Raw genomic sequence first — 12954 nt, 5'->3', positions numbered from 1 at the left:
CCCGAGCTATGTCAGCAACAAGCAGCACTGCCGCCGGCCGAACCGGCGAGGATGGATGACGCGTCATGGATACGACTCTCTCGGCCGCTGACCGCGACCAGTCGCCGACCTACGACCTGGTCGGCGTCGGCTTCGGCCCGTCCAACCTGGCGCTGGCCATCGCCATCGAGGAGCACAACGCGAGCTGTGCCCAAGAGGACCGGATCGAGGCGCGCTTCCTGGAGAAGCAGGACCGCTTCCGCTGGCACCCCGGCATGCTGCTGGACGGCGCGACCATGCAGATCGCGTTCCCGAAGGACCTGGTGACCTTCCGGAACCCGGCCAGCTCGTTCAGCTTCTTCTCCTACCTGTTCGACAAGGGCAGGCTGGTCGACTTCGTCAACCACCAGACCTTTTTCCCGACCAGGCACGAATTCAACGACTACCTGCAGTGGGCGGCAGGCCGGGTCGACGCCGACGTGCGATACGGCACCGCCGTCACCGGCGTCAGCGGCGTGCCCGCCGCGGACGGGGCGGTGGACGAGTTCGCGGTCGAGACGGCCGACGGGCAGGTCCTGCGGACGCGGAACCTGATCGTCGGGGCCGGGTTGCGCGAGCGGATCCCGGAGTGGGCGACGCCGTCGGCGCGCTGCTTCCACAACCATCAGTTCCTGTTCCGGATCGACGAGCTGCCCGAGCTGCGGCACCAGCGCTTCGTGGTCCTCGGCGCCGGCCAGAGCGCGGCCGAGGTGGTCCAGTACCTGCACCGCAACTACCCGCAGGCCGAGGTGCACAGCGTGTTCTCCCGCTACGGCTACAGCCCGGCCGACGACAGCCCGTACGCCAACCGCATCTTCGACCCCGGCGCCGTCGACGAGTTGCACGGTGCCGACAGCACCGAGCGCGAGCGGATCCTGTCCCTGCACAAGAGCACCAACTACTCGGTGGTCGACATCGAGCTGATCAACGAGCTGTACACCACCGAATACCAGGAACTGGTGCGCGGCCAGCGGCGCCTGTTCATGCGCAGGGCCTCCGAGATCGACGGCGTGGTCGAGACCGAGGAGGGCATCGAGGTGAGCGTGCGCAGCAACCTCGACGGCCTGACCGACTCGCTGATGTGCGACGCACTGGTGCTCGCCACCGGGTTCACCCCCACCCCGCTGAGCAACCTCATCGGCGACCTGGCCCCCGAGGGCGGGGTGGCCACCGAGGTGGATCGCGATTACCGGCTGGTCACCCCCGGGAACGTCCGCGGTGGCATCTATCTCCAGGGCGGCACCGAGAAGACGCACGGCCTCACCTCGTCGCTGCTGTCCAACGTCGCGGTTCGCGCCGGTGAGATCCTGAATTCTGTGCTGGAAAATCGTCCCGACCACGGCGATCTTGATAGGGTCGAGGCGTCCGCTGGGGCGGAAACCTCAGCGCGGGAAACACCGATGAACGAATTTGCGACAAGCGAGGCCAGATGAGCACCAATCCCTTTGACGACGAAGACGGCCGTTTCTATGTGCTCGTCAACGACGAGGACCAGCATTCGCTGTGGCCGACGTTCTCGGACGTCCCGCAGGGGTGGCGTGTGGTGTTCGGTGAGGACAGCCGCCAGGCGTGCGTCGAGTACGTCGAGGCCAACTGGACCGACATGCGCCCGAAGAGCCTGCGTGAGGCCATGGAACGCGACGCTGCCGAGCGCGGGAACCAGAGCTGACAACCCGGCGCCACCGGCGCCGGCGCACTGATTACGACGCCCGATTCTGACCCGACCTCCGTCGGCTCAGGGTCGGGCGTTTCAGCGTTCCGGTGCGGCGTAGGATCCGCGGCCGCCGCATGGTCCTGGCGATCCACTCGCCGAGCGTGACCCCCGCGGCGAGCGCGCACCCGATGCCGAACGCCGAGAGCAGCGCGCTGAACCCGTCCAGCAGCTCGTTGTTGAGCAGGGCGTACAGACCGCGGTAGAGGGCGAGACCCGGCAGCAGCGGGGTGATGCCCGCGACCGCGATCACCTGCGGCGGCGTCAGCGCCCGGCGGGCCAGGATGCCGCCGACCGAGCCGACAACGGTCGCGGCGATGGCCGAGGCGATGACCGGGCCGATGCTCACGCTCAACGCCAGGCTGTAGACGAGGATGCCTGCGGCGCCGCCGATGCCCGCGATGGGCAGGGCCCGTCGCTCCGCGTAGCAGGCGACCGCGAAGAACAGTGAGGTGAACGCGCCCGCGACCACCTGCACCGGGATCTGGGCCAGCGCGGGCGGCGGGACGGTGGTCAGCACCGGCAGCGTCGAGCCGAGGGCGCCCGCGATCCGCAGCGAGATCGCGACGCCCGCGATGATGCCGCCGGTCATCATGAGGACCTCGAAGAACCGCGCGACGGCGGTGATCGGCGCGCCGGTGATGGCGTCCTGCACCGAGCCGACCAGTGACAGCCCCGACAGCAGCACGATGACCCCGGCCGCGATGATCAGTGAGGGCCGGATGGTGATGCCCAGCTGGTCGCTGAAGGTGTACAAAAGGCTGGCAGGCGCGGCGGCGATCAGTCCGCCCATGACGTGCTGGAAGAAGAACGGGAGCCCGATGGCGTTCAGTCGGCGGTTGACCCGGTCGATGACCATGGTGGTCAGGAAGCTGACGACCGCCACCAGCAGGTTGCCACCGAGCAGCACCGAGGCGGACGCCGCCATCGACGCCCACGCCAGCGTCGCCGTCCAGCGGTTGTAGGGATGCGGCGCCCTGGTGATCCGGGTCAGCTCGTCGTGCGCGTCGTCCGGGCTGACCGCCTCCGTCCGTAGCCTGCGGGTGAGCCGGTCGACCGCGGCGAGCCGGGTGAAGTCCAGGGCCCGGTAGTGCACGATCCGCATGGTGGCGGCGGGTGGCATCGTCGGCCCGCGGTGCGCGCTGATGCGGATCGCGTTGTAGGTGACGTCGACGTCGCAGCGCGCGAGCCCGTAGCTCGCGGCGACGAACTGGACCTGCGCGGCGGTGTCCATCGCGGAGGTGCCGGACGCGAGCAGCACCTCGCCGGAGCGGAGGGCGATGTCGAGGACCTCCGCGACCTTGGCGTCGTCGGTCAGATCGATCGGCTGCAGCGGCGCGGGGGCCGACGTCTGGTCGTCGACCACCGCCCGCTCTTCACCGATCAGCCGGTTCAGCGAGGTGAGTGCGTCGCGCAGGCGCCCCCTCGCCACGTCAGGACACCGCGTCCGCTTCGCTCAGATCCGTTGCCGCGAAAGCAGATTCAAGGTCGTTGTGCCGAAAGATCGACGTCACCTGATCGTGCACCACTCGGAAGGCGGTGGCGACCGTCGACTTCTCGTCGGGCTTCGAGGCCCAGCTGGCCTCCTCCTCGACCACGACGACGCCCTCGTGCACGAACATGCGTCCGGCGATCAGGGTCAGCCCGGACTCGGCGGCCCACTCGCGCAGCACGGACAGGCCCTGTCCGGCCCCGCTGGGGTCGCCGATCTCGATGTCGTCGCTCGAGAGCGCGAGGAGGGTGTCGATGTCGGAATCGTTCAGTGCGTCGTGCCACGCGAGAACCGTGGCGATCTCCGAGGTGCTCATGCCGTCCACGCTATCGGGTTTCCCGCCGCGGGGGCCGTGCACGGGCCGAGCGCCGTTTCGCGTGCGACCGCCGCGGCGGCGAACTAGGCTTTTGTGGCGCTGACGCTGGAGCGCCGGTGCCCGTATTCGTTCACGAACGGGGCGGCGAGATGGTCGCGAATCGTCGAAGGCCGATCTCCGTTTTCGCGTGCACAGTTGTCACCATGGCACTGGTCCTCACCTCGTGCTTCTCGACGACGGGGGAGCCAGGGGTCAATGCAGGCCCCGACGGCACCCCCGCCGCGTACCGGGAGCCGGTCAAGCTGTCGAGTGAGGACGGCGTGCTCGAGGTGCGACTGTCGGCGCACCAGGGCACGGTCGCTCTCGACACGGCGTCGGGGCCGGTCTCGAATTTCCTACTGTTCGGGTACGAGGTCATCCGGGGGACGGCCTCGGACGGCGAGACCGAGGGCAAGGACGTCTACCCGGCGCCGACGCTGCGGGTCGATCCGGGAGAGCGCCTGATCATCCACTACGACAACGACCTGCGGGGCCTGACGATCGAGGACTTCAACGACCCCGCCTTCACCCCGGCGGGCGGCGACGTGCCGATCTATCCGCAGCCGCTGGCGTCCGCGCCACTGAACCTGCACACCCACGGGCTGCACGTCAGCCCCGACGGCAACGCCGACAACGTGCTGCTCGACATCCCCGCCGGGATGGGCAACCGCTACGACTACGCGGTCCCGGACGACATGCCCAACGGAATGTACTGGTACCACAGTCATCGCCACACCCTCACCGCCCAGCAGACCTACGCCGGGCTCGCGGGCCTCCTCGAGATCGGGCGGCCCGACGGAAACCTGCCGCTGGTGACGCGGAACGAGATCCCGATCCGCGACATGGCGCTGCAGTACAACTTCGTCTTCGACCGCAAGGGCAGCGGCAGGCAGCTGAACAACGCGTACTGGCCGCAATGGGTGAGCACCCTGAAGCCTCCGGAAGGAGAGCAACTCGCCGACGGCAGCTACCGGCCGAGCCTGGCCCCGGTGAACTTCGACGAGACGACGAAGGGCTCCCGGTACATCACCAACTGGTACACCGGGCCGCTGTCCCCGGCCAACCATCGTGGGCAGAACCAGTTCATACCCGGCAACCTGCAGACCTTCACCAGCGACACGGTGACCGTCCCGGCAGACCCGTCGCTGCCGGACAACCAGCGGGACGTCCAGTTCACCGTCAACGGTCAGTTCCAGCCAGAGCTGAAACTCGAACCGGGTCAGACCGAGATCTGGGTGCTGGCCAACATCAGCGACATCGCCTATATGCCGGTCCGGCTCACCGAGACGGCGACGGGCGACCATCCGACCTTCGCCATCGTCGGGCAGGACGGTAACCCCTTCACCCGGGTGGAGCCGCCGGTCGGCGGCGACGGCACCCGGCTCGTCATCCCGCCCGGCTCGCGGTTCGCGATCGCGGTGACGATGCCGACGACCGGCGACCTCGTCCTCGACATCCCGCCGCTGGAGGGCGCGAAGCCCGTCACCGGACCGGGCGTGCTCTACACCAACGACGGCACCGAGAACCCGCCCGCGGTGCTGGGCACGGTGACCGTTGACCCGTCGGTGATCAGCTACGCCGACGGCTTCTTCACCTTCCCCACCCAGACGCTGCTGCGCGCGACGCCCGCGAGCGGGGAGGGGCAGACTACCGCGTTCGTGCCCGGCCAGAACCTGGACGCATACACCTCGTTCGTGGACACGTCCGTGATGACGCCCGACGTCAAACGCACGCTGACGGTCTCGGGTGGCTTCGGCAACGACAAGGCCTCGCGCAGCGATCCGAAGGCGTTCACCTACGAGTTCGACGACAACACCTTCCCGAACATCCCCCTGCTCCAGCCACGACTGAACTCCGTCGAGGAGTGGTCGATCACGAACCTCAACAACGACGAGCATCCGATGCACATCCATGTCAACGACTTCCAGGTGATGGAGGTCGTGGATCCGGTGGCGGGCACCAGGACCGGCGTGCAGCCGTGGGGGATGGACAACGTCAACGTCCCCGCTCCGGTGACCGACGAGAACGAGACCGCGCTCGAACCGGCCTCGGTCACGCTGCGCACGAAGTTCACCGAGTACACCGGCACCTTCGTGATCCACTGCCACCGCCTCAACCACGAGGACAACGGCCTGATGGCGCTCGTCAACGTGATCCCCGAGGTGTCGACGTACGCGGTCGCGGTACCCGGCTCGCCCGGCACGCCCGGCACGGTGCGGGTCCACGACGGCGCCGGTGACAGGGTGATCGCCGCGGTCACGCCGTTCCCGTCGTTCGAGGGCACCCCGACGGTGGCGATGGCCGACGTGAACGGCGACATGGTGCTCGACCTCGTCGTCGGCACCGGCGCTGGTACGGAGCCGGAGGTGGTGGCCTACGACGGCGCCGACCGCGCCGCAGGCGCCTTCAGCGCCGAGCTGACCCGGTTCGCCCCGTTCGACTCCGGATTCCGCGGCGGGGTGAACGTCGCGGGCGCCGATATCGACGGAAACGCCCTGGCCGACAACATCATCGTGGGCACCGGCCCCGGCGTCGAGACGCAGGTGAAGGTGTTCTCCTCGACGCTGCCCGCCGGCAAGGGCGAGGCGCCGGAGGTGTTCTCGACCTTCACGCCGTACCCGGGGTCCGAGGCGGGGGTGTCCGTCGCGACGGGGCTGGTGGACACCGCCTCGGGCAGGCCCAGCATCGTGACCGCGCCGGGCAAGGGGGAGGCGCCGCGGGTGAAGACCTTCCGCTACGACCTGTTCGAGCCGACCGCGGCCGCGGCGGCGTCGAAGAGCGGCCACGGCGGGCACAGCGGGATGGGCGGGGGTGGCGGCACCGACGAGCCGACCGTGACGTCGGAGTTCCTGGCCTTCGACGAGGGCTACCGCGACGGCGTCTCGCTCTCGACGGGCTGGGTGGCGGGCGCGGAGGGCGGCGCGAAGAGCATCGTGACCGGCATGGCAGGCGGGGCAGGCACGGTGCGCGTGTGGTCCAGCGGTTCGCGGCTCGACGGCGCGCCCGGGATGTACCTCGAGAGTCCGGACCATCACTCGGACCCCGTGGATTTCCGGCAGATCGCCTCGTTCGAGCCGTTCGCGGGCGGCGGGGTGCAGGTGGCCACCACCAGCACCACCGCAGGCGCGGACCTGCTCGTGAGCGGCGCGGGTGCGGCGGGATCCGAGGTCCGCAAGTTCGGCCTTGGCCGGGCGGACCCGCAGTCGACGACGCTGACGCCGTCACCGCTCGGGGCGCTTCCCCCACTGCCGGCGACGGCCGCGGTTCCGCTGGGCGGACGGTAGTCCGCGATCACCCCGAAACTCTTGACCGAGTCCAGAACGATGCGCCATGGTATTGAGGTGCCCTCCGCGAGGGAATACGCAGCGCATTTGCGCACGGCCGAGCTTCGCGTGACCCGCCCCCGGGCCACGGTGCTCGAGGCTGTGCACAAGCACCCGCACGCCGACACGAAGACGATTCTCGGAGCCGTGCGCGCCGTCCTGCCCGAGGTCTCCCGCCAAACCGTGTACGACGTGCTGCAGGCGCTCAGCGACGCGGGCCTGGTGCGGCGGATCCAGCCAGCGGGCACCGATGCCAGGTACGAGGCCCGTGTCGGCGACAACCACCACCACTTCGTCTGCCGTACCTGCGGGGTCATCGTCGACGTCGATTGTGTGCGCGGCGCGGCGCCCTGCCTGACCGCGCCCGGCGACAGCGGTTTCGTCGTCGAGGAGGCCGAGGTCACGTACTGGGGATCGTGCCCCGACTGCACGGCAGCACAGGCTTCGCGACCAGGTTCGCGATCGCAGTCCGATTCACCCACTCCCGGAAGGAAGGACCGTCGTGTCCAAGAGTGAAAGCGAAAGCCCGGCAATCGACTCCCCGACGCCGCAGGAGCACCCGCCCAGGACCAACAGGGACTGGTGGCCGAATCAGCTGGACCTGCAGGTTCTCCATCAGCACTCGCCGCTGTCCGACCCCATGGGCGAGGGCTTCGACTACGCGGCGGAGTTCGCGACGCTCGACGTGGACGCGCTGAAACGGGATGTCATCGAGTTGATGACGGCGTCGCAGGACTGGTGGCCAGCCGATTTCGGACACTACGGGCCGCTGTTCATCCGGATGAGCTGGCATGCGGCGGGCACCTACCGCATCGCGGACGGCCGTGGCGGTGGCGGCGAGGGCGCCCAACGCTTCGCCCCCCTCAACAGTTGGCCCGACAACGCGAGCCTCGACAAGGCGCGCCGGTTGCTCTGGCCGGTCAAGCAGAAGTACGGCAGGAAGCTCTCCTGGGCGGATCTGCTGGTCTTCGCGGGCAACTGTGCCTACGAATCGATGGGCTTCGAGACGTTCGGCTTCGGTTTCGGCCGCGAGGACATCTGGGAGCCCGACGAGGTGTTCTGGGGGCCGGAGGACACCTGGCTCGGCGACGAGCGCTACACAGGCGACCGGGAGCTCACCGGTCCCTTCGGCGCCGTGCAGATGGGCCTGATCTACGTGAATCCGGAAGGGCCCAACGGAGACCCCGATGCGCTCGCCGCGGCCGTGGACATCCGTGAGACCTTCCGCCGGATGGCGATGAACGACGTCGAGACCGCCGCACTGATCGTCGGTGGCCACACCGTCGGCAAGACCCACGGCGCGGGACCGGCCGATCTCGTCGGGCCCGAGCCCGAGGCGGCGCCGATCGAGCAGCAGGGCCTCGGCTGGAAGAGCTCATACGGCACCGGCGTCGGTGGGGACGCGATCACCAGCGGCCTCGAGGGCACCTGGACGCCAACGCCGACCAAGTGGGACAACAGCTTCCTCGAGACCCTGTACGGCTACGAGTGGGAGAAGACCAAGAGCCCCGCGGGCGCGTGGCAGTACATCCCCAAGGACGGCGCAGGGGCGGGCACCGTCCGCGACGCGCACGATCCGTCGAAGTCCCACAGCCCGGTGATGCTGACGACGGACCTCGCGCTGCGGCTCGACCCGGTCTACGGGCCGATCACCCGGCGCTGGCTGGACCACCCCGAGGAGCTCGCCGAGGAGTTCGCCAAGGCCTGGTACAAGCTGTTGCATCGCGACATGGGGCCCGTCTCGCGCTACCTCGGCCCGTGGGTTGCGGAGCCGCAGCTGTGGCAGGACCCCGTCCCCGATGTGGATCACGACCTGGTCGGGCCGGACGAGATCGCCGCGCTCAAGGCCACGGTCCTGGGGTCGGGTCTGTCCATTCCCCGGCTGGTCGGGGCAGCATGGGCGTCGGCTGCCTCCTTCCGCGGCACCGACAACCGCGGCGGTGCCAACGGGGCGCGGATTCGGCTTGCGCCGCAGAAGGACTGGGAGTCCAACAATCCGGCAGGCCTGGCCGAGGTGCTGCAGACCCTCGAGCGGATCCGGGACGACTTCAACGGTGGGCGGTCCGACGGCAAGAGGATCTCGCTGGCCGACCTGATCGTGCTGGCGGGCTGCGCGGCGGTCGAGCAGGCGGCGAAGAACGCCGGGCAGGACGTCACGGTCCCGTTCGCGCCGGGCCGCACCGACGCCGCCCAGGAGCAGACCGACGTGGAGTCGTTCGCGGTGCTCGAGCCAAGGGCCGACGGGTTCCGCAACTACCTGCGCGCCGGGGAGAAGCTGCCCGCCGAGCGTCTGCTGCTGGACAAGGCGAACCTGTTGAGGCTGACCGCCCCGGAGATGACGGTTCTCATCGGTGGGATGCGGGCTCTGAACGCGAACGTCGGGGAGTCCGCGCACGGTGTCCTCACCGACCGGCCGGAGGCCCTGACCACCGACTTCTTCGTGAACCTGCTCGACATGGGCACGGAGTGGAAGGCCTCGGCCGAGTCCGAGAACGTCTACGAGGGCCGCGCTCGCGGCACGGACGAGGTCAAGTGGACGGCCACAGTCGTCGACCTGGTATTCGGTTCGAACTCGCAGTTGCGCGCGCTGGTCGAGGTCTACGGGAGCGACGACGCGCAGCCGAAGTTCGTGGCGGACTTCGTCTCCGCGTGGGACAAGGTGATGAACCTGGACCGGTTCGACCTCGCCTGATCGCGGCACGGCGCCCCGCGAGCCGACACAGCTCGCGGGGCGCCCACGTTTCTATCGATCCCGTCAGATCATCGCGCGATGGGCACCCTGCGGCTCCCCGCCGAGCTGGGTCAGCGCCGACGAATGGAAGATCGAGCCGGGCACGTGGATGGCGTGCGAGAGACCGGCGTGTGCGTCCCGCCAGAAGCGCTGCATCGGCGTCTTCATCTGCAGCGCACCGCCACCCGACCGCGCGAAGATCTCGTCGACCGCGCGCACCGCCCGCCAGGCGGCGGCGGTCTGGGTCCGTCGACCGATCGCACGCTGCTCGAAGGTGACCTCCTTGCCACTGTCGGTGAGGTCCCAGAACCGGTCCACCGTCTCGAGGATCGCCGCCCGCGACGCGGCGATCTCCGCGGCGGCCTCACCGATCGCGAAAAGCACGTAGGGATCGTCCTTGATCGCCGTGCCGGACACCGTGATCCGCTCGCGCTGCGCGTTCAGATGGCAGGCAAGTGCGCCCTCGGCGATGCCGATCAGCGACGAGGTGATGCCCAGCGGGAAGATGCACGAGAACGGGAAGTTGTACAGCGTCTGCGTGCGGCCGGCCTCCCTCGGCGCGGTGCCGTCGAAGACCTTCGCCGCGTCCAGGGTCCGGTGCGTCGGGATGAAGGCGCCGGAGAAGATCAGGTCCTTGCTGCCGGTGCCGCGCAGGCCGACGACGTCCCAGCTGTCCTGGTCGATGTCGTAGTCGCTGCGCGGCAGCAGCACGTGCAGGATCTTCGGCGGCATCAGCCGGTTGCCGTCCCGGTCGCCGACGGCCGCGCCGATCATCACCCACTGGCAGTGATCGGTACCCGAGGAGAAGGACCAGCGGCCGCTGAGGATGTAGCCGCCGTCGGTCGGGACCGCGACACCCATGGGTGCGTAGGGCGACGCCATCCAGGTGTCGGGGTCCTCTCCCCACACCTCCTGCTGGGCCTTCGGGTCGAAGAACGCCAGCTCCCACGGGTGCACGCCGACGATGCCGCTGACCCAGCCGGTGGCACCGTCCATCGCGCCGATCGCCATGGCGGTCTCGGCGAACTCCCGCGGATGCGATTCGAGGCCCCCGTGATCCTTCGGCTGCAGCATCCGGATCACCCCGGACTCCCGCAGTCGCTTGGCCGAGGCATCGGTGAGCCGCATGAGCCTGTCGCCCTCGACACCGTTGGCGCGGATCTCGTCCGCGTACTGCTCGATCCGCTCGTGAACCTGACCCATGACTTCCTCGTCTCGGTAGGAGTTGCCGGCTTACTGGAGCCAAAACTAGAACATGTTCCAGGTATGCGAAAGTGAAATGAACTCATTGGTTTCTTTAGCTGTGGGTCCGGCCCCTGCCGTGTGCCGGCGATGGTTACCCAGATTTGTGCAGCTAAACATGGCTCTTTGGTTCCTCATGGGAATCCGTACGTCGGCAGGTTGTCCGGATTTGGTGTCGTGAATCACTGAGGTGTGGAGATCTGCGAATCCGGTGGCCACAAAACTAGAACTGATTCTAGTTGTCATGAGGTGGACGCCAACCCATGAGGGTGGTTGGAGAAGATCGCTTTGTGGGGTGACGCCCCGACTCGCGGGTTCGGGCCGCCGACCCACGTCGCTGTGACCGCATTCATCCCATCAATTTTCGGTAGTCAATGGCAATCATTACCAATACAGTCTCTGGCGCTGACCCGGCCCCAGCGCCTGGTCGTACCGGCAACGCTCAACCGAAGGGTCCCCATGCGTAGTACTCGCGCCCGCCGTGCCGCGATGATCGGCACCGCGGCACTGCTTCTGGTCGCGCCGTGCGTGGCCCTAGCGCAGGCCGAACCCGCCGCCCCGGCACCGGCGCTGCCCGCGGAGATGGTGGCCGCGATCCAGCGCGATCTCGGCCTCAGCCCGGCCCAGTACCTCGAGCGGGCCGACACCGGGCAGGAGCTGGTGAGGTTCGCCGAGACGCTGCGCGGCAAGTTCCCCACCGCCTTCGCCGGTGTGTGGCTCGATGCGGCAGGCGTGCCGTTGGTCGGCTTGGCCGACGGACCGGACAAGGCCGCCGCCCGCACCGCCGTCGAGGCCGCCGGCTATCAGGTCAAGGACCAGGCGCGCAGCGAGAAGGTCCTGTCCGATCTGCTCGGCCAGGTCAACGGCTGGGTTCAGCAGCTCCCCGCGCCGTTGGCCGGCCTCGTCAACGGCACCGCGATCGACCCCGCCGCCAACGACATCGCGCTGGACGTCAAGGACACCGCCGCGGGCGGTCAGGGCCTGCAGCTGCCCGACTTCCTCAACTTCGTGCGCGTGGCGAAGGGACCGGCTGGCTCGTCCGACCTGTCCGGGCTCGGCTCACTCGGTTCCTCCGGCTCGTCCGACCCGACCAAGCCCACCACCACCAAGCCGACCGAACCCACCACCACCACCACCAAGCCCACCGAACCGACCACCACCAACCCCGTGGCCTCAACGATCACCCTCGACCCCATCACCGCCGCACCCGACAGCAATGAGTACACGCTGAAGGCGAAGGTCACCCCCGCAGCAGCGGGCGGCACCGTCGAATTCAAGGACGGCAACGACATCATCGCCACCGAACAGGTCGAGGCCGACGGCACTGCCACCAGGATCTGGTACGCCCAAACCGACGGCAAGCACACCATCACCGCCACCTTCTCCGGCCGCGACGGCGTCGCTGGATCCACCACCACCCAGCAAGTCACGGTCTCACCCGCAGGCAGTAACCCGGTTGCCTCCACGATCACCCTCGACCCCATCAAGGGAGCCATCGCCGGCGGCAAGTTCATCATGCTGAAGGCAAAGGTCAGCCCCGCAGCAGCGGGCGGCACCGTCGTATTCGAGGACCCCCACTACCACGAAGAGGTGCCGGTCGGCGCCGACGGCACCGCCACCGAGCAGTGGTACCCCCCCGAGACCGCTGGCAAGTTGACCATGACGGCCACCTTCTCCGGCCGCGACGGCGTCACCGGATCCACCACCACCCAGCAGATCACCGTCGCACCCGCAGCCACCACCACCACCAAGCCCACCACCACCACCACCAAGCCCACGCCGGCCCCCGACGCCATCATGGGTGGCACCCGATACACCATGGGCGACACCGCCGATAAAGAATGCTCGTTCGGTTTCAACGGCACCGACGGTGACGGCGACGTGGTGAACATCACCGCCGGACACTGTGACCGGCACCCCGAAAACGCGGGCGGGTGGAGGGCCACGGAGGTGAGGGAGGGGGGAACCCCATTCCTTCTCCTCGGCTCCTTCGACAAGACGGTCGTCGATGGCGGCGACTACGCGGTGATCGAGTTCAGAAGCGATGCCGCCCACCGTTTCCAGAACAACTTCGTTTCCACC

At 68.6% G+C, this 12954-nt stretch carries 9 protein-coding genes; 6 read left to right on the top strand and 3 right to left on the bottom strand.

The annotated features are described in order from the left end of the window. The first annotated feature begins 65 nt into the window (after positions 1–65). On the top strand, positions 66–1451 hold the full coding sequence (locus ACWFRB_RS12255; RefSeq protein WP_452641289.1) for a lysine N(6)-hydroxylase/L-ornithine N(5)-oxygenase family protein: 1386 nt from the start codon (positions 66–68) through the stop codon (positions 1449–1451). Beyond that, positions 1448–1687 carry an MbtH family protein gene (locus ACWFRB_RS12250; protein WP_027503481.1) on the top strand — a complete coding sequence of 80 codons (240 nt, stop codon included), beginning with the start codon at positions 1448–1450 and terminating at the stop codon, positions 1685–1687. Before ACWFRB_RS12255 ends, ACWFRB_RS12250 begins: the two co-directional genes overlap by 4 nt. 31 nt (positions 1688–1718) lie before the next feature. On the opposite strand, the gene ACWFRB_RS12245 is transcribed toward ACWFRB_RS12250, so the two are convergent. Together ACWFRB_RS12245 and ACWFRB_RS12240 are read right to left on the bottom strand one after the other, a co-directional pair. After that, on the bottom strand, positions 1719–3161 hold the full coding sequence (locus ACWFRB_RS12245; RefSeq protein ID WP_452641288.1) for a threonine/serine ThrE exporter family protein: 1443 nt from the start codon (positions 3159–3161) through the stop codon (positions 1719–1721). Position 3162: 1 nt separating this feature from the next. Beyond that, entirely contained in the window at positions 3163–3537 is a 375-nt protein-coding gene (locus tag ACWFRB_RS12240) for a nuclear transport factor 2 family protein (protein WP_452641287.1), read from the bottom strand. A 149-nt stretch (positions 3538–3686) separates the two neighbouring features. On the opposite strand from ACWFRB_RS12240, the gene ACWFRB_RS12235 reads away from it, so the two are divergent. From ACWFRB_RS12235 to katG, 3 genes are read left to right on the top strand one after another with little or no spacing between them, the layout of a single operon-like run. After that, the gene (locus tag ACWFRB_RS12235; protein WP_452641345.1) at positions 3687–6860 is read left to right on the top strand and encodes a multicopper oxidase family protein; all 3174 of its coding nucleotides are present in this window, start codon (positions 3687–3689) and stop codon (positions 6858–6860) included. A gap of 39 nt (positions 6861–6899) precedes the next feature. Further along, positions 6900–7415, top strand: a complete 516-nt coding sequence (locus tag ACWFRB_RS12230; RefSeq protein WP_452641285.1) for a Fur family transcriptional regulator — start codon at positions 6900–6902, stop codon at positions 7413–7415. Beyond that, positions 7402–9591 (top strand): catalase/peroxidase HPI, encoded by a 2190-nt coding sequence (gene katG / locus ACWFRB_RS12225; protein ID WP_452641284.1) that lies wholly within the window; start codon positions 7402–7404, stop codon positions 9589–9591. The genes ACWFRB_RS12230 and katG overlap by 14 nt, the downstream gene beginning before the upstream one ends. 63 nt (positions 9592–9654) lie before the next feature. Here katG and ACWFRB_RS12220 read toward each other — a convergent pair whose 3' ends face one another. After that, a complete protein-coding gene (locus ACWFRB_RS12220) occupies positions 9655–10833 on the bottom strand; it encodes a hydroxylase (RefSeq protein WP_452641282.1) in 1179 nt (392 codons plus the stop codon). 498 nt (positions 10834–11331) lie between these two features. Between ACWFRB_RS12220 and ACWFRB_RS12215 the strand changes: the two genes are divergently transcribed. Further along, on the top strand, positions 11332–12954 hold a 1623-nt coding region (locus ACWFRB_RS12215), incomplete at its 3' end, for an Ig-like domain repeat protein (RefSeq protein ID WP_452641281.1).

The organism is Rhodococcus sp. NPDC055112, from assembly GCF_053607505.1.
The sequence above is the reverse complement of the archived record's forward strand: the minus strand, read 5'-3'. Positions and strand labels throughout refer to the sequence as shown.